The sequence below is a fragment of the Bradyrhizobium sp. U531 genome, from assembly GCF_051710265.1.
Classification (GTDB): Bacteria; Pseudomonadota; Alphaproteobacteria; order Rhizobiales; family Xanthobacteraceae; genus Bradyrhizobium.
Genome location: NZ_JASVEN010000003.1, coordinates 103,924 through 123,974, shown reverse-complemented (window position 1 = coordinate 123,974; position 20,051 = coordinate 103,924). Strand labels below are relative to the sequence as shown.

At 65.7% G+C, this 20,051-nt stretch carries 19 protein-coding genes; 13 read left to right on the top strand and 6 right to left on the bottom strand.

Annotated elements, in window-relative coordinates:
- Positions 1 to 2 precede the first annotated feature (2 nt).
- Entirely contained in the window at positions 3 to 1,100 is a 1,098-nt protein-coding gene (gene mutY, locus QRQ56_RS16820; RefSeq protein WP_438741645.1) for an A/G-specific adenine glycosylase, read from the bottom strand.
- An 83-nt stretch (positions 1,101 to 1,183) separates the two neighbouring features.
- On the opposite strand from mutY, the gene QRQ56_RS16815 reads away from it, so the two are divergent.
- The 11 genes from QRQ56_RS16815 to QRQ56_RS16765 all read left to right on the top strand — a co-directional run bounded on the left by QRQ56_RS16815 (position 1,184) and on the right by QRQ56_RS16765 (position 12,043).
- Positions 1,184 to 1,468 carry a type II toxin-antitoxin system RelE/ParE family toxin gene (locus tag QRQ56_RS16815; protein WP_063692033.1) on the top strand — a complete coding sequence of 95 codons (285 nt, stop codon included), beginning with the start codon at positions 1,184 to 1,186 and terminating at the stop codon, positions 1,466 to 1,468.
- On the top strand, positions 1,440 to 1,763 hold the full coding sequence (locus QRQ56_RS16810; RefSeq protein ID WP_028134868.1) for a HigA family addiction module antitoxin: 324 nt from the start codon (positions 1,440 to 1,442) through the stop codon (positions 1,761 to 1,763). Before QRQ56_RS16815 ends, QRQ56_RS16810 begins: the two co-directional genes overlap by 29 nt.
- Before the next feature lie 8 nt (positions 1,764 to 1,771).
- Complete coding sequence (locus QRQ56_RS16805; protein WP_438741644.1) at positions 1,772 to 2,263, top strand: DUF721 domain-containing protein; 492 nt, start codon at positions 1,772 to 1,774, stop codon at positions 2,261 to 2,263.
- A 138-nt stretch (positions 2,264 to 2,401) separates the two neighbouring features.
- Positions 2,402 to 3,058 carry a DsbA family protein gene (locus tag QRQ56_RS16800; protein WP_438741643.1) on the top strand — a complete coding sequence of 219 codons (657 nt, stop codon included), beginning with the start codon at positions 2,402 to 2,404 and terminating at the stop codon, positions 3,056 to 3,058.
- A gap of 218 nt (positions 3,059 to 3,276) precedes the next feature.
- Entirely contained in the window at positions 3,277 to 6,741 is a 3,465-nt protein-coding gene (gene smc / locus QRQ56_RS16795) for a chromosome segregation protein SMC (protein WP_438741642.1), read from the top strand.
- Positions 6,742 to 6,872: 131 nt separating this feature from the next.
- Positions 6,873 to 7,853 carry a small ribosomal subunit Rsm22 family protein gene (locus QRQ56_RS16790; protein ID WP_438741641.1) on the top strand — a complete coding sequence of 327 codons (981 nt, stop codon included), beginning with the start codon at positions 6,873 to 6,875 and terminating at the stop codon, positions 7,851 to 7,853.
- 137 nt (positions 7,854 to 7,990) lie between these two features.
- Positions 7,991 to 8,551 carry a LemA family protein gene (locus QRQ56_RS16785; RefSeq protein WP_063196574.1) on the top strand — a complete coding sequence of 187 codons (561 nt, stop codon included), beginning with the start codon at positions 7,991 to 7,993 and terminating at the stop codon, positions 8,549 to 8,551.
- 151 nt (positions 8,552 to 8,702) lie between these two features.
- Entirely contained in the window at positions 8,703 to 9,932 is a 1,230-nt protein-coding gene (locus QRQ56_RS16780; RefSeq protein WP_438741640.1) for a M48 family metallopeptidase, read from the top strand.
- Positions 9,933 to 10,141: 209 nt separating this feature from the next.
- Positions 10,142 to 10,894 carry a hypothetical protein gene (locus QRQ56_RS16775; protein WP_063196576.1) on the top strand — a complete coding sequence of 251 codons (753 nt, stop codon included), beginning with the start codon at positions 10,142 to 10,144 and terminating at the stop codon, positions 10,892 to 10,894.
- A gap of 60 nt (positions 10,895 to 10,954) precedes the next feature.
- Positions 10,955 to 11,623, top strand: a complete 669-nt coding sequence (locus tag QRQ56_RS16770; protein ID WP_438741638.1) for a hypothetical protein — start codon at positions 10,955 to 10,957, stop codon at positions 11,621 to 11,623.
- An 87-nt stretch (positions 11,624 to 11,710) separates the two neighbouring features.
- Complete coding sequence (locus QRQ56_RS16765) at positions 11,711 to 12,043, top strand: GIY-YIG nuclease family protein (RefSeq protein ID WP_438741637.1); 333 nt, start codon at positions 11,711 to 11,713, stop codon at positions 12,041 to 12,043.
- A gap of 10 nt (positions 12,044 to 12,053) precedes the next feature.
- On the opposite strand, the gene QRQ56_RS16760 is transcribed toward QRQ56_RS16765, so the two are convergent.
- The 5 genes from QRQ56_RS16760 to petA all read right to left on the bottom strand — a co-directional run bounded on the left by QRQ56_RS16760 (position 12,054) and on the right by petA (position 18,656).
- Complete coding sequence (locus QRQ56_RS16760) at positions 12,054 to 12,593, bottom strand: adenine phosphoribosyltransferase (protein ID WP_438741636.1); 540 nt, start codon at positions 12,591 to 12,593, stop codon at positions 12,054 to 12,056.
- Between the two features lie 9 nt (positions 12,594 to 12,602).
- On the bottom strand, positions 12,603 to 14,768 hold the full coding sequence (locus QRQ56_RS16755; RefSeq protein WP_438741635.1) for an anthranilate synthase component I: 2,166 nt from the start codon (positions 14,766 to 14,768) through the stop codon (positions 12,603 to 12,605).
- A 305-nt stretch (positions 14,769 to 15,073) separates the two neighbouring features.
- Positions 15,074 to 15,748 carry a dienelactone hydrolase family protein gene (locus QRQ56_RS16750; protein ID WP_438741634.1) on the bottom strand — a complete coding sequence of 225 codons (675 nt, stop codon included), beginning with the start codon at positions 15,746 to 15,748 and terminating at the stop codon, positions 15,074 to 15,076.
- A 251-nt stretch (positions 15,749 to 15,999) separates the two neighbouring features.
- Positions 16,000 to 18,063 (bottom strand): cytochrome b/c1, encoded by a 2,064-nt coding sequence (fbcH, locus tag QRQ56_RS16745; RefSeq protein ID WP_438741633.1) that lies wholly within the window; start codon positions 18,061 to 18,063, stop codon positions 16,000 to 16,002.
- A 62-nt stretch (positions 18,064 to 18,125) separates the two neighbouring features.
- On the bottom strand, positions 18,126 to 18,656 hold the full coding sequence (gene petA / locus QRQ56_RS16740) for a ubiquinol-cytochrome c reductase iron-sulfur subunit (RefSeq protein ID WP_041748489.1): 531 nt from the start codon (positions 18,654 to 18,656) through the stop codon (positions 18,126 to 18,128).
- A gap of 278 nt (positions 18,657 to 18,934) precedes the next feature.
- Between petA and QRQ56_RS16735 the strand changes: the two genes are divergently transcribed.
- Both QRQ56_RS16735 and queE read left to right on the top strand, forming a co-directional pair.
- Complete coding sequence (locus tag QRQ56_RS16735) at positions 18,935 to 19,393, top strand: tRNA (cytidine(34)-2'-O)-methyltransferase (RefSeq protein ID WP_438741631.1); 459 nt, start codon at positions 18,935 to 18,937, stop codon at positions 19,391 to 19,393.
- Between the two features lie 18 nt (positions 19,394 to 19,411).
- A complete protein-coding gene (gene queE, locus QRQ56_RS16730) occupies positions 19,412 to 20,044 on the top strand; it encodes a 7-carboxy-7-deazaguanine synthase (RefSeq protein WP_438741630.1) in 633 nt (210 codons plus the stop codon).
- Positions 20,045 to 20,051: the final 7 nt, after the last annotated feature.

The window sequence follows — 20,051 nt, the reverse complement described above, 5'->3', positions numbered from 1 at the left end:
GATCAGCCGAGCGCGTGCGCGATCACCTTGCGCATGACGTTCGGCAGCGCCTCGTCGGCCAACGTCGCGAGTGGGACCCAGCGCATGCCGGCAGGCGCGCGCGTGCGGGCTTCGGCCTTTGCGGTATAGACCACCAGCTCCAGCGGAAAATGCGTGAAGACGTGGGTGACGACGCCCACCTTGCGCTGCCAGCGCGACAATCCCTTCAGCTCCGGCGCCTGCTTCTTGGCGGCCGCATCCTCGTGTCCGGCCAGCCAGTCCGAGCCCGGTACTTCCGTCATGCCGCCGAGCAAGCCTTTCTCAGGCCGCGAGCGGACCAGCAACTCGTCGCCGCGCGTGACCACGAAGGCGGCGCCGCGCCGCAAGGTCCCGCTCTTCTTCGGTGCCTTGCGCGGAAAAGTCTCCTGGGTGCCCTGCGCACGCGCCGTGCAATCCTCATTGAGCGGGCAGAGCGAGCAGGCCGGCTTCTTCGGCGTGCAGATCGAGGCGCCGAGATCCATCAGCGCCTGCGCGCTGTCGCCGGCGCGTGAATTGGCCAGCAGCGTCGATGCCAGTTGCTGGATCAGCGGTTTGGCTTGCGGCAGCTCCTCCTCAACCGCAAACAGGCGCGAGACCACGCGCTCGATATTGCCGTCGACCGGCATGGTGTGGCGATCGAACGCGATCGCCGCGATCGCCGCCGCCGTGTACGGCCCGATCCCCGGCAGCGCGCGCAGCCCATCCTCCGTATCCGGAAAGCTGCCGCCATGCTCGCGCGTCACTGCAACCGCGCAGGCATAGAGATTGCGCGCACGGGAATAGTAGCCGAGCCCGGCCCACATCCGCAGCACGTCGTCCTGCGAGGCGTTGCCGAGCGCCGTCACATCGGGCCAGCGCGCGACGAATTTTTCGAAATAGGGTCCAACCGCCTTCACCGTTGTCTGCTGCAGCATGATCTCCGACAGCCAGACACGGTAGGGGTCCGACGTCTCGCCCGGCATCGCGCGCCACGGCAGGCGGCGGCGGTGGCGGTCATACCAGGCCAGCAGCAAGGTGGGGCGGGCCGACGATGTGGTGGCCGTCGTGCTCCGTTCTTTCTTGCGCGCCGTCGTGGAGGACATTCGCTTTTACTAGAGGAGGATTTCGCCTGTGGCCAGCGCGACCGGACCGTTGCGGGCTATAACGCCTTGCGTTATACACAAGCATGATCCAGAGCTTCGCCAACTCCGAGACCGAGTTGATCTGGTCCGGGCGGCGAAGCCGGAAACTGCCGCCCGACATCCAGAATGCAGCTCTGCGAAAACTGCGTTTGCTGAACCAGGCACGGGTGCTGGCCGATCTCAGGGTTCCCCCGGGCAACCGGCTCGAAGCCTTGAAGGCCGACCGCCAGGGTCAGCATTCGATCCGGATCAATGATCAGTGGCGCATCTGCTTTGTTTGGGATGACGGAGGACCGAGAGATGTCGAAATCGTCGACTACCACGACTAGGAACGGGCTCCTCCGCAACCCGCACCCCGGCGAGATCCTGCTGGAGGAGTTTTTGAAGCCGATGGATCTCAGCCAGAACGCGCTGGCGCGCGCCGTGCGCGTGCCGCCGCGACGGATCAACGAGATCGTGCTCGGCAAGCGCGACATCACCGCCGACACCGACCTGCGGCTCGCCCGCTATTTTGGTCTGTCGGAGGGCTTTTTCCTGGGGCTTCAGATGGATTACGACCTGATGCAGCGGCGGCGCGAGATCGATCGCGACCTCAAGGCCATCCGGCCACGTGCGGCGGCCTAGATCCGGTCATGTCCAAATTCCCTCCCAAACCCGGCCCCATCAGCGCCAAGCCGCTCGGGATCCTGCTCGACGACGTCTTTGCCGAGGCGTACGCCAAGCAGGGCTTTGCGGCGCGCGAGCTGGTGACGCGATGGGCGCAAATTGCGGGGCCTGAGATCGCGGCCCATTCCGAGCCCCTGAAGATGCAGTGGCCGCGGCCGGTAGAGGGCCAGCCGCAGGAGCCGGCGACCCTGGTGCTGCGGGTCGAGGGGCCGATGGCGCTCGAGATCCAGCACTCGGCCGACGTGATCCTGGAGCGGGTCAACCGCTTCTTCGGCTGGAGCGCGGTCGGCAAGCTCGCCTTCCGCCAGGCGCCGCTGTCGCGCCCCCGGGCCCGGAAGAGGCCCGGCCCGCCGGATCCCAAATCGGTCGCCAAGGTGGCCGAGAGCCTCGGCGACATCGAAGATGAACAGCTGAAGACGGCGCTGGCCCTGCTCGGAGCCGCCATCAAGCGAAATTGAGCCTTATTTCGCGGCCAATCTGGACCCGTTCCTGCCGCTCGCCATTGCCTCAAACCACGTTTCAAGCTAGCGACAGGCCGCCTGAACGGGAACCCCGACAGGTCCTTGGGCGAGACCACACCAATCCGGGAGCCGACCTTGATCATCACCCGCCGCGCCTTCAACACGATGCTGTCGCTGACCGGGCTTGCCGCGCTCGCCGGGCTCTCGCCGCTGCGCTTCGTTTCCGAAGCAATGGCGCAGTCGGCTGGCGATGTGGCGAAGCCGGTGTCGCTGCCCGACATGGCGCTCGGCCCGAACGACGCCGCCGTCACCATCACCGAATACGCCTCGATGACCTGCCCGCACTGCGCCGCCTTCAACGAGCAGGTATTCCCCAAGATCAAGAAGGAATACATCGACTCCGGCAAGGTGAAGTACATCTTCCGCGAGTTCCCGCTCGACATCAAAGCCGCCGCGGGCTCGATGCTGTCGCGCTGCATCGCCAAGGACGACGCGCCGAAATACTTCGCCGTCACCGACATGCTGTTCCGCCAGCAGAACGACTGGGTGGTGAAGAACACCACCGAGACCCTGACGCGGATCGGCAAGCAGGCCGGCCTCACCCAGCAGCAGGTCGAAGCCTGCCTGAAGGACCAGGCGCTGCTCGACAAGATCGCCGCCGACCAGAAATACGCCAGCGACGTTCTGAAGGTGGATTCGACGCCGACCTTCTTCATCAACGGCGAGAAGATCAAGGGCGAGGCCTCGTTCGAGGAATTCGCCAAGAAGATCAATCCGCTGCTGAAGAGCTGATTCGCACGTCAAGATTCTGATTCGCATCTCGAAAGCCGTATCTTTCCCGGCATAAATCCCTTGGGAAAAGCGGCTTTCGCCGGTTGCCCTCGCGGCGCACCGCGGCCATTGTCCAGCCGCATGAGGCGCCTCGCGCGACTCGCCCCGGATAGCGACACTGCCTTCCATGGTATTGTCCCGGCAGGGGGATTCGCGCCTGCCAACAGAGATGCGTGCTTATGAAAATCACCCGCCTGCGACTTCACGGTTTCAAGTCCTTCGTTGAGCCCACGGACTTCGTCATCGAGCCCGGCCTGACCGGCGTGGTCGGCCCCAACGGTTGCGGCAAGTCCAATCTCGTCGAAGCGCTGCGCTGGGCGATGGGTGAGACCTCATACAAGAGCTTGCGCGCCGCCGACATGGACGCGGTGATCTTCGCCGGCTCCGGCAACCGTCCCGCGCGCAACCACGCCGAAGTGACGATGACGATCGACAACGCCGATCGTACCGCGCCCGCGGCGATGAACGACAGCCAGTTGCTCGAAATCTCCCGCCGCATCGAGCGCGAAGCCGGATCGGTGTATCGCATCAACGGCCGCGACGTGCGCGCCCGCGACGTGCAGATCCTGTTCGCCGACGCCGCCACCGGCGCCCGTTCGCCCGCGCTCGTCCACCAGGGCAAGATCGGCGAGATCATCCAGGCCAAGCCCGAGCAGCGCCGCCGCGTGCTGGAAGACGCTGCCGGCGTTGCGGGTCTGCACGCCCGCCGTCACGAGGCCGAGCTGCGGCTGAAGGCGGCCGAAACCAATCTCACCCGCGTCGAAGACGTGATCGGCCAACTCGCAGGCCAGATGGAAGGCCTGAAGAAGCAGGCCCGTCAGGCCGTGCGCTATCGCGAGGTCGCAGCCAAGGTCCGCAAGGCCGAAGCGACCCTGTTCCATCTGCGCTGGATCGGCGCCCATGCCGACGTCAACGAATCCGGCCAGACCCACGACCTAGCCGTCCGCGAGATGGCCGAACGCACCCAGCACCAGGCGGAAGCTGCCCGCATCCAGGCAATCCGCGCCGCGGAGATGCCGGCGCTGCGCGATGCCGAAGCGCGCGCCGCTGCGGGCCTGCAGCGCCTGACCAATGCCCGCGAGCTGCTCGACCGCGAGGAAGAGCGCGCCAAGGAGCGCGTCAGCGAGCTCGAGCGTCGCCTCGCCCAGTTCGAAGGCGACATCTCCCGTGCCCAGCAGCAGACCATGGACGCCGACGTCGCGCTGCAACGGCTCGACACCGAAGATTCCGAGCTGAAGGAAGAGATCAAGTCGCGCGTCGAGAAGCGCTCCGGCGTCGACGAGCGCGTCGGCGAAGCCGAGGCGGTGCTGACCGAAACAGAGCAGCAATTCGCCGAACTCACCACCGCCCTCGCTGACCTCACCGCCAAGCGCAACCAGCTGGAAGCCAACGTCCGCACCCACCGCGACAAGCTCGCCCGTCTCGACCAGGAGATCACGAACGTCACCGCGGAAGAGCAGAAGCTCACCGAGGCGACCGGCGGCTTCGGCGATCTCGACGAGCTGACCGCTCTGGTCGAGACCGCGGAAGAGACGCTGGCGGCTTCGGAAGCCGCGGCGCAGGCCAGCGAAGCCGCCCACGTCGCGGCCCGCCAGACGCTGGAATCGTCGCGCTCGCCGCTGGTCGAGGCCGACAAGCGCGCGCAGCGGCTCGAAACCGAAGCGCGCACGATCTCCAAGATCCTCAACGGCGAGACCAAGAATCTGTGGCCGCCGATCATCGACGGCATCACCGTCGACAAGGGTTTCGAGAAGGCCATCGGCGCCGCGCTTGGTGACGACCTCGATGCGCCGATCGACCCGTCGGCGCCGATGCGCTGGACCAATGTCGGCCACACCGAGGACGACCCGGCCTTGCCCGAAGGCGTCGAGCCGCTCGCGAGCCACGTTCAGGCCCCGGCCGAGTTGACGCGCCGCCTCGCCCAGATCGGCGTGGTACCGCGCGAGCGCGGCGCCGAGCTGGTCTCGCAGCTCAAGACCGGCCAGCGTCTGGTCTCGCCCGAGGGCGACGTCTGGCGCTGGGACGGCTTCGTTGCCGCCGCTCACGCCCCGACCGGCGCGGCCCGCCGCCTCGCCGAACGCGCCCGTCTCGTCGACATCGAGAACGAGCTGGAGCAGGCCCGCATCGACGCGCAGATCAAGCGTCAGGCGCTGGAGAATGCCGAATCCGAGCTGCAGATGGCCGCCAGCACCGAAGGTGCCAGCCGTGAAGCCTGGCGCGCCGCGCAGCGCGAACTGAACGTCGCGCGCGAACGCCACGCCAACGCCGAGCGCGAGATCAGCCGCCACGCCGCACGCAAGGCGACGCTTTCGGAGGCCCACAGCCGTCTCGCCGCCGACCGCGCCGAAGCCGAAGCCGCCTATGAATATGCCGAGGCCGGCATCAGCGAGCTGCCGTCGAGCGAGGACACCGAGACTCGTCTCGCCGCCGTCCGCAGCGACATCGAAAGCCACCGCCGCATGGCCGCGCAGGTCCGTGCCGAAGCGCAGGCGCTGGCGCGCGAAGCCGAGCTCGCCGACCGCCGCGTGCAGGCCATCCTCGCCGAGCGCACCGAGTGGGCGAACCGCAAGGAGAGCGCGGCCTCCCACATCGACACCATCCAGGCCCGCATCGCCGAGCTCACGATCGAGCGCAGCGAGCTCGAAAATGCGCCGGCGGTGTTCGCCGAGAAGCGCAGCGCGCTGATCACCGAGATCGAGTATGCGGAGAACGACCGCCGCATGGCCGCCGACGCGCTCGCCACCGCGGAAAGCGCGATGGCCGAGACCGACCGCGTCGCCAAGCTGACGCTCGAAGCGCTCTCCAGCTCACGCGAGGCCACCGCCCGCGCCGAGGAGCGCATGGAAGGCGCGCGGCGCCGGCTCGAGGACATCGAGCGCGAGATCCGCGACATGCTCGAGGTCGAGCCGCAGGCCGTTGCAGGTCTGGCCGAGATCGAGCCGGGCGCCGAGCTGCCGCCACTGCACGACATCGAGGAAGACCTCGAAAAGATGCGCCGCGACCGCGAGCGCCTCGGCGCCGTCAATTTGCGCGCCGAGGAAGAGCTGCGCGAGGTCGAGACCCAGCACACCGGCCTCGTCACCGAACGCGACGACCTCGTGGAAGCCATCAAGCGGCTGCGCCAAGGCATCCAGAGCCTCAACAAGGAAGCGCGCGAACGCCTCCTGACCTCGTTCGAGGTCGTCAACAACCACTTCAAGCGTCTGTTCGTCGAGCTGTTCGGCGGCGGCGAGGCCGCATTGCACCTGATCGAGAGCGACGATCCGCTCGAAGCCGGTCTCGAAATCATCGCCAAGCCGCCGGGCAAGAAGCCGCAGACGCTGTCGCTGCTCTCGGGCGGCGAGCAGGCGCTGACCGCGATGGCGCTGATCTTCGCGGTGTTCCTGACCAACCCTTCGCCGATCTGCGTGCTGGACGAAGTCGACGCGCCGCTCGACGACCACAACGTCGAGCGCTACTGCAACCTGCTGAATGAGATGACCAGCTCGACCGACACGCGCTTCGTCATCATCACGCACAATCCGATCACGATGGCGCGGATGAACCGCCTGTACGGCGTCACCATGGCCGAGCGCGGCGTGTCCCAGCTCGTGTCCGTGAGCCTGTCCGAGGCGGTGGACATTCTCGACCAGAACGTGGCGTGATATCTCGGTCGCGCCACCCCCATTGACGTCATCATCCGCGAAAGCGGATGATCCAGTACGCTGTGGCCTCTCGGCTTTGACGGCACTGTCTCGGAGTACTGGATGCCCCGCCTTCGCGGGCATGACCGCGGATGATGATTGCTCCCACGCTTCCTCCCGAACTCAAAGCCGCCCTCGACGGCAAGCTGCAGGGCTTCTCGCGCACCGACGCGGCACAGCGCTCACAAAAGATCTCGACCATCTATCGCGCCGGCGGCACCTCCGGCACGATCAAGTCTGACGCCGACGCGCTCGCTTATGCACTGGCGCGCATGCCGGCAACCTACGCAGCGGTGGCCGCGAGCCTGAACGCGCTGACCGAGATCGCACCGGACCTCGCCCCGCAGACGCTGCTCGACGTCGGCGCGGGCCCGGGCACCGCGAGCTGGGCCGCAGCGGAGGCATTCCCGTCGCTGGACGATTTCACCCTGCTCGACGCCAATGCCACGCTGAGCCGGCTCGCGCTCGACCTCGCACGCGACAGCACGCGCCTCGCGGAGTGCCGCTACCTGCCCGGAGATGCCGGCGGCAACCTCGCTGAGGTCTCGCAGGCCGATCTCGTGATCGCCAGCTACATCATCGGCGAACTCACGGAGGCCGATCAGCGCAAGCTCACCGAGGCGATGTGGGCCAAAGCGCGCCACGCGCTGATCGTGATCGAGCCCGGCACACCCGCCGGCTACGCCCGCGTCCTCGCGCTGCGCCAGCAGTTGATTGCCGCAGGCGCCTACGTCGCCGCACCCTGCCCGCACGACAAGCCCTGCCCGCTCGTCGCGCCCGACTGGTGCCATTTCTCACAGCGCCTGCCGCGCTCGCAAGCGCACCGCCAGATCAAGGTCGCCGAGGTGCCGTTCGAGGACGAGCGTTTCATCTACGTCGCGCTGACCCGCACGCCCCCGGCAACGCGCGCCGCGCGTGTGCTGGCCCCACCGGATGTCGGCAAGGCCGAGATCACGGCCAAGCTCTGCACCGGGCAAGGCGTCGAGCTGACGAAAGTCCCACGGCGCGATAAGGCCGCCTATGCAAGCGCCCGGCGATGGCGTTGGGGCGACGCCGTCATTGCCGAAAGTTAACCTCGCGACCCGCTCTTGCCTTGAACTCGGGCGGCTCCTCATTCGACCAAGCCTTACCTTCCCTCTGCGCGGGGCTCTCTTCCTGCGCCAATTTGGTCTAGGCTGGCCCCGCCATCTTCCCCCTTCAGGAGTTCTCCATGTCGACCGGCTGGATCGTTCTCGGCGTCATCGTCGTTCTCGCCTTCGTGGCCTTCAGCGCCTACAACCGCCTGGTGGCGCTGAGCCAGCGGGTCGGCCAGGCCTTTGCCGACATCGACGTGCAGCTCAAGCAGCGCCACGACTTGATTCCGAACCTGGTCGAGACCGTGAAGGGCTACGCCTCGCATGAGCGCGGCACGCTCGACGACGTCATCAAGGCGCGCAATTCGGCGATGTCGGCGCAAGGCCCGGCACAGGTGTCGGCCGCGGAGAACCAGCTCTCCGGCGCGCTCGGCCGGCTGATCGCGCTGTCGGAGGCCTATCCGGATCTCAAGGCCAACGCCAATTTCCAGCAGCTCGCATCCGAGCTCTCCGACCTCGAGAACAAGATCGCGGCCAGCCGCCGCTTCTTCAACAACGCGGTCCAGGAATACAACACCGGCATCCAGCAGCTGCCCGCGGCTCTGTTCGCCGGCATGTTCGGCTTCACCAAGAAAGACTTCTTCGATCTCGGCGCCAGCCGCACCGAGGTCGAGGCCGCCCCGCAGGTGAAGTTCTGATTGCTTGAGCATGCCCATCATTTCTCTCCGTCGTTCCGGGGCGATGCGTAGCATCGAACCATGGTGCGCAATTGCGCACCAGGGAATCTCGAGGTTCCGGGTTCACGCCTTCGGCGCGCCCCGGAACGACGGACTTTGACAAAGACGCGCCATGGCTGCGTACGGTCTTTACACGCACATCGCCTCGAACAAGTTTCGTTCGATGCTATTGCTCGGCGGCCTGTTCGCGCTGGTCTATGTGCTGGTCTATGCCGGCGCGCTGGTCGCCGAGGTCGTCATCAACGGCAACGGCACGGTCGCCTATTATCTGAGCCACGCCCTCGCCGACCTGAAGGTCGCCGCGCCCGTCGCGACGGTCGCGGCCGCGGTCTGGATCGTGATCGCCTATTTCTTCCACCAGTCGATGATCGACGCCGTGACCGGCGGCCACGACGTGACCCGGCAGGAAGAGCCGCGGCTTTACAATCTGCTGGAAAACCTCTGCATCTCGCGCGGCATCACCATGCCGAAGCTGAAGATCATGGAGAGCCCGGCGCTGAACGCGTTCGCGACCGGCCTCAATCCCCGGCAATATTCCATCACCGTCACCACGGGTCTCCTCGACGCGCTCAATGACAAGGAGATCGAGGCGGTGCTGGGCCACGAGCTGACCCACATCAAGAACGGCGACGTGCAGCTGATGGTGGTCGCCGTCATCATCGCCGGCGTGGTCGGCTTCTTCGGCGAATTGTTCTTCCGCCTGTTCACCAATTTCAGCTGGAGCTCCGGCTCCGGCGGCTCGTGGTCTTCGGGCTCCTCCTCGTCGTCGCGGTCGTCCTCGTCATCGAGCGACAGCAAGAGCTCCGGCGGCGGCGCGGTGATCGTGATCATCATCGCGATCGTGCTGATTATCGTGGCCTGGCTGCTGTCCCAGGTGGTCAAGCTCGCTCTGTCGAGGTCGCGCGAATACCTCGCCGACGCCGGCTCGGTCGAGCTGACGAAGGATCCCGACGCCATGATCTCGGCACTGCGCAAGATGGAGAATCGCGGCGAGCTTCCCGGCGCGACCTCAGCCGTGATGGAGCTCTGCGTCGACAATCCCCGCGAGGGCTTTGCCGATCTGTTCGCAACCCACCCCTCGGTGCAATCCAGGGTCGATGCGCTGGTCAAGTTTGCCGGCGGTCACGATCCGGGCCCGCCGCCGGATCTCACTGAGGAGACGGAGCAGCCCGCGGCGGAACAATCCGAGGCGCAAGCGGCAACGCAGGACGGCCCACCGCCGGCGCCGCATGGCCCGTGGGGCAACGCGGCCAGCCCGCCGCCCGTGCCCGCGCCAAGTCCTTCAGGACCCCCGCTGGGCAATCCCGCGGGAAACTCCATGGGTCCGTGGGGCCGCCACTGAGCCTCGCGTTTGGCCGCGTTTTGCGACGGGTTTTGCGGCTATCGGGAAAAACCTCGGGGAATTGCCGCGACGGGGTGCCAGAGATTTGAATTCTCCCTTGTTTCTGCCATGTTCGCGCCCAACAGCAGACTCGGGACCTTCTTGGGACATCGATTTGGGGCCCGGCCGATTGCGACCTCGCGATCGGGGGCGCGCGTTAGGGGACAGCAATGGCGAAGCCGGCAGTGGTTGTGGTGGGCGCGGACAAGGGCGGGGTCGGCAAGACCACGGTGTCGCGTACCTTGCTCGATTATTTCTCGGCCAACAACGTGCCGACGCGCGCCTTCGATACGGAGTCGCCGCGCGGAACCCTGAAGCGCTTCCATCCTGATATCACCGAGATCGTCGACATGACGACGACGGCGGATCAGATGAAGATCTTCGATACGCTCAACGCGACCAGCCCGTCGGTCACCGTGATCGACGTCCGCGCCGGCCTGCTCTCGCCGGCACTGGCTTCGCTGCGCGACATCGGTTTCCTCGACGCCGCCAAGGCCGGCCAGATCACCTTCGCGGTGTTCCACATCCTCGGCCCCTCGATCGCCTCGCTGGACGAGATCGCCGAGACCGCGGGCTTCATGACGGGCGCAAAATATTTCCTGGTGAAGAACTTCATCAACGACACCCAGTTCTTCCAGTGGGACCAGGCGACCTACAATTCCTACTTCCACCGCATCAAGGACGCCACCGAGCTGACCATCCCCAAGCTCAACGAGATGGCCTATGAGCAGGTCGAGGTGTCCTCCGTTCCGTTCTTGAAATTCGTCGCGAACAAAGGCATCAACGACGAGGCCGCCAACTACTCGTTCGTGCTGCGCGGCTATGTCCGGCACTGGCTAGCCAACGTCTGGAGCGAGTTCGACCGCATCCGCCTGACCGACATCGTGGGTTCGAAGTCGGTCACCCGCAACAGCGAAAAATAGTTGCGAAGTGCGGGCTGATACGGCTGGATTGGTCGTCAAGTTCGACTGATATAGCTGTCGATGCCCGCAACGCCCGTCTACATCATCTGCTCGCCCCGCCCGCAGGTCGGAAAGACCCTGCTGGCGCGGCTGCTCGCCGAATTCCTGCTGCTCAAGAACGGCAATGTCGCGGCCTTCGACGTCAATCTGAAAGAGCCCTCGCTGCTCGACTATCTGCCTGGGATCACCGAGACGGCCGACGTGATCGACACCTTCGGCAAGATGCAGCTGATGGACCGCGTCATCGTCGACGACGGGCTTGCCAAGGTGATCGACCTCGGCTTCCACGCCTTCGACGAGTTCTTCAAGATGACCGAGGAGATCGGCCTGCTCAAGGAAGCGGCGCGCCGCCACGTCGCGCCCCAGATCCTGTTCGTCGCCGACACCGACCGCGTCTCGGCGCGCGCCCATGAGATGCTGCGCGGACAGATCCCGCGCATGAATCTGATCACGGTGGACAACGAATATGTCGTGCGTGGCGAGCTCCCGGCTGCGATGGCTGCCGGCCGGCTGTTCCGCCTGCCGGCGCTGCCGGGCTTCCTGAAGACCTATGTCGACCGCCGGAACTTCTCCTTCACGCGTTACCTTCGCCAGGAGAAGGATTCCTCCACCGAGCTGCACCAATGGACCCGGCGCAATTACCTCGCCTTCCGCGAGCTCGAGCTCAACCTGATCCTGCAGCGCTCCTGAATAATTTTTACCCGGATAATATTGACTGCGGGATGAAGCCGGCCTATTGAGGCGGCCATCGATATCCCCTCAGCAAGGCCCCTCCCCGTGACCATCGACCGGAAAGCAGCGATCGCAGCCTACAAGGAGCGCAAGACCATTGCGGGCATTTTCGTCGTGCGCTGCCCAGCCTCAGGCGAGACCTGGGTCGGTCAGGCGCCGAACCTCGAGACGATCCAGAACCGCATCTGGTTCTCGCTGCGCCAGGGCAACCACACCTGCCGCAGCCTCCAGGCTGCCTGGAAGGCCCATGGCGAGGCCGGCCTGAGCTTTGGCGAATGCGAGCGGCTGGAGGACGAGGAAAGCGCCTATGTCAGGAACGCGCTCCTGAAGGAGCGCCTGCTGCATTGGCGGGACGAGCTGAAGGCAGAAACGATCTGACCGCCGCGGCTTAGTGCCCTTCGAACGTCATCAGCGTGCGCACGGGCACGTCCATGGCACGCAGCTTGGCGGCGCCGCCGAGTTCGGGCAGGTCGATGATGAAGCAGGCGGCGACCACGTTGGCGCCGATCTGGCGCAGCAGCTTCACCGCGCCTTCGGCGGTGCCGCCGGTGGCGATGAGGTCGTCGACCAGGATGACGCGCTCGCCGGGCGAGATGGCATCGACATGCATCTCCATCTCGTCGATGCCATATTCGAGTGAGTAAGCGATGCGCACGGTGGTGTGCGGCAGCTTGCCCTTCTTGCGGATCGGCACGAAGCCGGCCGAGAGCTGATGCGCCACCGCGCCGCCGATGATGAAGCCGCGCGCTTCCATGCCGGCGACCTTGTCGATCTTGTTGCCGGCCCAGGGATTGACGAGCTCGTCGACCGCGCGGCGGAAGGCGCGCGCGTCCGCGAGCAGCGTGGTGATATCGCGGAACATGATCCCCGGCTTGGGATAATCGACGATGGTCCGGACGCTCGCCTTGATGTCGTGGTCAAAGGTCATTGGTGCCTCTCAATCAGCGCGCGCATCCAGCCGGAACGCATTTTCGACAATACGTAGTCCCACCTCGTTGCCGAGCGACATCAGCGATTCCGGGTGGAATTGCACGCCGGCGACCGGCAGGGTCTTGTGCTCCAGCGCCATGGCGACGCCGTCCTCGGTGCTGGCGGTGACGGACAACACCTCCGGCATGCTGTCGCGCTCGACAAAGAGCGAGTGATAGCGGCCGATGACGATCTCGTTCGGCAGGTTACGCATCAAGCGCCCGCCGCGCACCTGCACTCGTGAGGGCCGGCCGTGAGCGGGATGGGTGAGCTGGCCGAGCTCGCCGCCGAAATACTCGCCGATCGCCTGCACGCCGAGGCAAACACCGAACACCGGCAGCTTCTTCTCCAGCGCCGCATCGATGGTCTTCTTGATCGCAAAATCCTCGGGACGCCCGGGGCCCGGCGACAGCACCAGCAAATCCCACGTCCTCTGCTTGAGCATGTCGAGCGCGTGCACATGGCGGACCACGGTGACCTCGGCGCCGACCTGGCGGAAATAATCGGCCAGCATGTGCACGAAGCTGTCGTCGTGGTCGATCAGCAGCACCCGCTTGCCCGAGCCGGTCGCATCGGGCGCGAAGGTCGACAGCGGCTTCGGCGGATCGCCGCGCAGGGCCTGGAACAGGGCGGCGGCCTTGACCTGGCATTCGCGGTCTTCGGCGGCCGGATCGGAATCGAACAGGCAGGTGGCGCCGACGCGCACTTCGGCGAGACCATCCTTCATGCGGATAGTGCGGATGGTGAGGCCGGTGTTGATGCTGCCGTCGAAATTCACTGCACCGATCGCGCCGGCGTACCAGCGCCGCGGCGAGCGCTCGTGATCCTCGACGAACTGCATCGCCCAGAGTTTCGGCGCGCCGGTCACGGTGACGGCCCAGGCATGGGTGAGGAAGGCATCGAGCGCATCAAAGCCGGGGCGCAGCATGCCCTCGACATGATCGACGGTGTGGAACAGCTTCGAATAGGTCTCGATCTGCCGCCGCGCCAGCACCTTGATGGTGCCGGGCACGCAGACGCGCGCCTTGTCGTTGCGATCGACGTCGGTGCACATGTTGAGCTCGAACTCGTCCTTCTCCGAGTTCAGGAGTTTACGGATCTGTTCGGCATCGCCGATCGAATCCGTGCCGCGCGCGATCGTGCCCGAGATCGGGCAGGTCTCGACCCGGCGTCCGTCCGAGCGCACGAACATTTCCGGCGAGGCTGAGACGAGAAACTCGCCCTCGCCGAGATTCATCAGCGCGCCATAGGGCGACGGGTTGATGACGCAGAGACGCTGGAATACTTCGGCCGGCGAGCGCTCGCAGGGCTCGGCAAACAGCTGGCCCGGCACCGCCTCGAACAGATCGCCGCGCGCAAACGCGGCCCGCGCCGTCTCGACGGTCGCCTGATATTCGCCGGGCGCGTGATCGGCAAAGCCCTGGCGCGGCGTCTTCACATAAGGGCTCTCGGCAGTCTCGCGCGGCAGGCTGGCGGTGGATTTGCCCTTCCACGCAAAATCGTAGGTGAGCATGACGCCGCGGCCGGTGGCGCGGTCATAGGCCAGCAGGCGATCGGGCACATACAGCACGATGTCGCGCTGGTCCTGCTCACGGGGGCGCTTCTGCACGAGGTCCTCGATCTGGAACACGAGGTCGTAGGCAAAGGCGCCGAACAGGCCGAGCAGTCCGTCGTCGTTGGCGGAGAAAGCGGCGACGATGTCGCGCACCAGCGACATCACGCTGGCGCGCCGCGTGCGCTGATCCTCCTCGACCGGCGCATCGCCGCGGACGATGTGGCCGGCGAGGCGCGTCACGGTCTTCTCGGAGATCACAACACAGGGCTCGCGCAGAACGTCGCCGAGGAAAGCGATCAGCACCTCTCCGCGCGCGTTGAGAGCTTCGAGCCTGAAATCGACGCCCGTGGTCTCGAGCTTGAGCGGCGGGTCGGAGAAGCCGAGGTCAAAGCTCTCATAGCGGCCCGGCACGGTCGTGCCCGAGGACAGCACCACGCCGCGGCGGCGGTCGAGCAGATTGATCAGATCGTCGAGCCTGTTGGCGCCGCCGGTAAACTGCTCTGCCACGCGCGTGATCGCCAGACCCGCGCGGGTCGCGTACTCACTTCGGGCCGGGAGGGCAAAGACTGTCCTGTTCATGTCGTCCTCTTACGAAACTTGCCGAGGGAACGCCACACAGGACAAACGAGAAGGCCGCCGCGCTGTGCAGGCGACCTCAGACGATTTGGGGAAAATAAATCGCACCGGCCACCTCTTAGGAGGTGCGCCACCAAAGACGGGATGGGCGGGCTGCGGTGCTCATGGGCGGATACTCACCATGGCCGGGGGACGGCGTCAAGGGTGGCGCCGGAGCCGTAGCCCGGATGAGCGAAGCGACATCCGGGTCTCTCTTGGAAGGTTTCCCCGGATATCGCTTCGCTCATCCGGGCTACGGGTTACGTCCCCTACCCCAGATGCTTCCGGAAAAACTCCGTCGCACGGCCCCAGGCGAGCTCGGCGGCTTCGCGGTCGTGCACGGCCTGACGCTGCTCGTTGACGAAGGCGTGCTCGGCGTCATAGCGGAACAGCTCCAGCGACTTGCCGGCGGCCTTCATCGCCTTCTCGAAGCCGTTGACCAGCTCCGGCGTGCACCAATCGTCCTTGTTGGCGAAATGGGCCTGGAGCGGGATCTTGACGTCGGCGGGCTTGGCCGCCTGCTCCGGCGGGATGCCGTAGAACACGACGCCGGCCGCGAGCTCCGGCACGTGCACCGAACCGATGATGGTGACGGCGCCACCGAGGCAGAAGCCGGTCAGCCCGACCTTGGCGCCGTTGCGCGCCAGATATTGCGCGGCGCCGCGCACCGTCTGCGTGGTGGCGTCCATGAAGTCGAGCGAGTTCATTTCCTTGTTGGCGCTGTCCGTGTCGTGATACGGCACCACCTTGCCCTTGTAGAGATCGGGCGCGAGCGCATCGAAGCCGGCGAGCGCAAAGCGGTCGCACAGGCCCTTGATCTGGTCCGACAGGCCCCACCATTCCTGGATCACGACCACGCCCGGCGCATTGCCGCGCGCGGCGTTGGCGAGATAACCCGAGGCGTCCTTGCCGTCCGGGCGCTTGAAGGTGATGGCGGTTCCCATGGTGTCCTCCGGTGAGTTCTTTGGGGGAGCGATTTACGATATCTTGGCCGCTGGAAGCGCGCGGCGCAATCCACACTCCCGTCATTCCGGGGCGCGCGATAGCGCGAGCCCGGAATCCACCAAGCCGCAGAGTTGGTGGATGAATGGATTCCGGGTTCGATGCTGACGCATCGCCCCGGAATGACGGAGAGGCAAGCCAACAAAAAAGCCCCCTTGCGGGGGCTTTCTCATTTTCGTCTCGTCGAGCGCGCTCAGTGCGAGTCGGCCCAGACCTTTTTCTTGGTGAAGTACATCAGGCCCGCGAACAGGATCAGGAAGATGAAGACCTGAAATCCGAGGCGCTTGCGCGCTTCCATGTGGGGCTCGGCCGTCCACATCAGGAAGGTCGTGACGTCCTTGGAGTACTGCGCGATCGTGGTCGGCGAGCCGTCGTCATAGGTCACCTGGCCGTCGCTGAGCGGCTTCGGCATCTTGATGGCGTGACCCGGGAAGTACTTGTTGTAGTAGGAGCCTTCCGGGATCGTCACGCCCTCGGGGACGTGGTCGTCAAACCCCTGGAGCACTGCCGAGACGTAGTCCGGGCCCTGCTCCTGGTACTGGGTGAAGAAGTCGACGATGAACATCGGGAAGCCGCGGCCGTAGGAGCGCGCCTTGGTGATCAGCGACAGGTCGGGCGGCGCCGCGCCGCCGTTGGCTGCGCGCGCGGCCTGCTCGTTCGGGAACGGCGAGGGGAAGTAGTCCGCCGGCCGGCCCGGACGTTCGAACATGTCGCCGGCATCGTTCGGACCGTCCTTGACCTTGTACTCGGAGGCAAAGGCGGCCGCCTGGGCCACGGAATAGCCCGGGCCACCGTCTTCAGCGAGGTTGCGGAAGGCGATGTAGGACAGGCCGTGACAGCTGGCGCAGACTTCCTTGTAGACCTTGAGGCCGCGCTGGAGCGCGCCGCGATCGTACTTACCGAAAGGGCCCGAGAACGACCATTTGTTGCCCGGCGGCTTGTCGCTGCCTTCGGAGGCACGCGCATCCTGCAGGCTGCCGAGGAACAGCGCACCTGCGGCGACGAGCGCGACCGCGACGGAGGCCACGGCCTTGCCGCCCTTGGCCAGGATCGCCTCCGAGATCGAGTTCGGCACCGGCCGCGGCTTCTCGATGCGCGAGAGCAGCGGCAGCACGATCAGGAAGTAGGCGAAGTAGCAGACCGTCAGAACCCGGCCGGCGATCACGTAGATGCCTTCCGGCGGCTGCGCGCCGAGATAGCCGAGCAGGATGCAGACCGCGACGAAGATCCAGAAGAACTGCTTGGCCAGCGGCCGGTACTTCGACGACCTCGTCCTGGCAGCGTCGAGCCAGGGCAGGAAGCAGAGGATGATGATCGCCGAGAACATTCCGATCACGCCCGCGAGCTTGTTCGGGATCGAGCGCAGGATCGCGTAGAACGGCAGGTAATACCATTCCGGCACGATGTGCGGCGGCGTCACGCCCGGGTTCGCCGGGATGTAGTTGTCGGCGTCGCCGAGATAGTTCGGCATGTAGAAGATGAACCAGGCATAGAGCAGCAGGAAGCAGGCGACACCGAAGCCGTCCTTGATGGTGGCATGCGGCGTGAACGGGACCGTGTCCTTTTCCGTCTTCGGCTCGACGCCGTCAGGATTGTTCTGGCCGGCGACGTGCAGCGCCCAGACGTGGAGCACGACGACGCCCGCAATCAGGAACGGCAGCAAATAGTGCAGCGAGAAGAAGCGGTTCAGCGTCGGGTTGCCGACCGAATAGCCGCCCCACAGCAGCGTCACGATGCTCTCGCCGACATAGGGAATGGCCGAGAACAGATTGGTGATGACGGTGGCGCCCCAGAAGCTCATCTGGCCCCACGGCAGCACGTAGCCCATGAAGCCCGTCGCCATCATCAGGAGGTAGATGATGACGCCGAGGATCCACAGCACCTCGCGCGGCTCCTTGTAGGAGCCGTAATACAGACCGCGGAGCATGTGGATGTAGACCGCGAAGAAGAACATCGACGCGCCGCAGGCGTGCATGTTGCGCAGCAGCCAGCCGTAATTGACGTCACGAACAAGCAGTTCGACCGACTTGAAGGCGAGATCGGCATGCGGCGTATAGTGCATCGCCAGGATCACGCCGGTCAGGATCTGCATCCCCAGCATGAACGAGAGGATGGCGCCGAAGGTCCACCAATAGTTCAGGTTGCGCGGGGTGGGATAGACGACGAAGGAGGAGTGCATGAGGCCGAGGATCGGCAGGCGCCGCTCAAGCCATTGCAGGGCCGGGTTACTCGGCTGGAAGTCGGATGGTCCGCTCATGATGCGATCCTGAAGATATAAAACGACGAGACGGCGCGAAGCCTCGGACGCGGGTCCGAAGCTCAGCCGATCTGGATTTTGGTGTCGGAAACGAAAGTGTACGGCGGCACCGGCAGGTTCGCGGGCGCGGGCCCCTGGCGGATGCGGCCGGACGAATCGTACTGCGAACCATGGCAGGGGCAGAAGAACCCGTCGTAATTGCCTTCATGGGCGATCGGAATGCAGCCGAGATGGGTGCAGATGCCGATCACGACCAGCCATTGCTCGTGGCCCGACTTGACGCGGGCCTCGTCGGACTGCGGATCGGGCAGGCTCGCCACGTTGACGGCGCGCGCCTCGTCGATCTGCTTCTTGGTGCGGTGGCTGATGTAGATCGGCTTGCCACGCCAGAACACCTTGATGTCCTGGCCCTCGGCGACCGGGCTGAGATCGACCTCGATCGGCGCACCGGCGGCGATGGTCGACGCGTCAGGATTCATTTGGGAGATGAAGGGCCAGAGCGCAGCCGCGCCCCCTACTGCTGCAGCTGCCCCGGTTGCAACGAATAAGAAATCACGGCGTGTCGGATGGTCCGCCGAAGACGCTGTCGTCACGATTCCAACCCTTTCTTCTTACGCAGCCGGCAGAACCGCTCCAGGAGGCGCCCATGAGGTCCCCGGAAAGGCTGCCGGCGCCCGCGGCCCCCCGCGGCGGCAGAACTTCGCTCATTCGCCTCTAAACAGGCGAAACAGCAGTCCAGAATCGTTCTATTGGCACCCTTGCCGGGCGAGCGCAAGCCCGCTATCGGCGCAGGAGCGTGCCATGCACGAATTCCCGGGCAGACGATGTTTTATTGAGACATTTCCGCCCCGCAACCAACCCGCCGGCCTCAATGCAGATAGCGCTTTTCCAGCCCGACATCCCTCAGAACACCGGCACGATTCTCAGGCTCTGCGCCTGCCTGGGACTGGCCGCCCATATCATCGAACCGGCAGGGTTCCCGGTCTCCGACCGCGCGTTCCGCCGGGCGGGAATGGATTACCTCGACCATGTCAGCATCGTCAGGCACGACTCCTGGCTGAGATTCGAGGAGTGGCGTGCCGGGCATGGCTACCGCCTACTGCTGTTCACCACCAAGGCCGCCACCGACTATCGCGATTTCCGTTACCAGACGTCGGACATCCTGCTATTCGGGCGCGAGAGCGCCGGCGTCACCGACGCGGTGGTCGAGGCCGCGGATGCGCGGCTGGTGATCCCGATCAGGGCCGGGCTGCGGTCGCTCAATGTCGCCATGTCGGCGGCGATGGCCGCAGGCGAGGCGCTGCGGCAGACCCGGAACCCGCAAGTTTGAAGCTTTGAGGAGAGACGATTGAGTTACGCGGTCAAGGAAATCTTCCTGACCCTGCAAGGCGAAGGCGCCCATGCCGGGCGCGCCTCCGTGTTCTGCCGCTTTGCCGGCTGCAACCTCTGGAGCGGGCGCGAGGCGGACCGCCTCGAGGCTACCTGCAAGTTCTGCGATACGGATTTCGTCGGGACCGACGGCACCCTCGGCGGCCGCTACGGCACCGCCGCGGAACTCGCCGACACCATCGCCGGGCAATGGCGGGCCACCGAAGCCAACCGCTACGTGGTGCTCACCGGCGGCGAGCCCCTGCTCCAGGTCGACGCCGCGCTGGTCGAGGCGCTCCACGCCCGTGGCTTCGAGATCGGCGTCGAGACCAACGGCACCATGGCGGCTCCCGAGGGGCTCGACTGGATCTGCGTCAGCCCCAAGGGCGGCAGCGAGCTGGTGCTGCGCCAGGGCCATGAGCTGAAGCTGGTCTATCCGCAGGCCCTCGCTGCGCCCGAGACGTTCGAGAACCTCGCCTTCGAGCGCTTCTCGCTGCAGCCGATGGACGGCCTTGACGTGATCGAGAATACCGCGCGCGCGATCGACTATTGCCTGCGCCATCCGCAATGGCGGCTCAGCGTGCAGACGCACAAATCGCTCGGCATCAGATAGGACGCGA

Bases quoted from the DNA above. Each gene is read 5' to 3' on its own strand.
- mutY (WP_438741645.1), bottom strand. From the start codon at position 1,100: ATGTCCTCCACGACGGCGCGCAAGAAAGAACGGAGCACGACGGCCACC.
- QRQ56_RS16815 (WP_063692033.1), top strand. From the start codon at position 1,184: ATGATCCAGAGCTTCGCCAACTCCGAGACCGAGTTGATCTGGTCCGGG.
- QRQ56_RS16810 (WP_028134868.1), top strand. From the start codon at position 1,440: ATGTCGAAATCGTCGACTACCACGACTAGGAACGGGCTCCTCCGCAAC.
- QRQ56_RS16805 (WP_438741644.1), top strand. From the start codon at position 1,772: ATGTCCAAATTCCCTCCCAAACCCGGCCCCATCAGCGCCAAGCCGCTC.
- smc (WP_438741642.1), top strand. From the start codon at position 3,277: ATGAAAATCACCCGCCTGCGACTTCACGGTTTCAAGTCCTTCGTTGAG.
- QRQ56_RS16790 (WP_438741641.1), top strand. From the start codon at position 6,873: ATGATGATTGCTCCCACGCTTCCTCCCGAACTCAAAGCCGCCCTCGAC.
- QRQ56_RS16785 (WP_063196574.1), top strand. From the start codon at position 7,991: ATGTCGACCGGCTGGATCGTTCTCGGCGTCATCGTCGTTCTCGCCTTC.
- QRQ56_RS16780 (WP_438741640.1), top strand. From the start codon at position 8,703: ATGGCTGCGTACGGTCTTTACACGCACATCGCCTCGAACAAGTTTCGT.
- QRQ56_RS16775 (WP_063196576.1), top strand. From the start codon at position 10,142: ATGGCGAAGCCGGCAGTGGTTGTGGTGGGCGCGGACAAGGGCGGGGTC.
- QRQ56_RS16770 (WP_438741638.1), top strand. From the start codon at position 10,955: ATGCCCGCAACGCCCGTCTACATCATCTGCTCGCCCCGCCCGCAGGTC.
- QRQ56_RS16760 (WP_438741636.1), bottom strand. From the start codon at position 12,593: ATGACCTTTGACCACGACATCAAGGCGAGCGTCCGGACCATCGTCGAT.
- QRQ56_RS16755 (WP_438741635.1), bottom strand. From the start codon at position 14,768: ATGAACAGGACAGTCTTTGCCCTCCCGGCCCGAAGTGAGTACGCGACC.
- QRQ56_RS16750 (WP_438741634.1), bottom strand. From the start codon at position 15,748: ATGGGAACCGCCATCACCTTCAAGCGCCCGGACGGCAAGGACGCCTCG.
- fbcH (WP_438741633.1), bottom strand. From the start codon at position 18,063: ATGAGCGGACCATCCGACTTCCAGCCGAGTAACCCGGCCCTGCAATGG.
- QRQ56_RS16735 (WP_438741631.1), top strand. From the start codon at position 18,935: ATGCAGATAGCGCTTTTCCAGCCCGACATCCCTCAGAACACCGGCACG.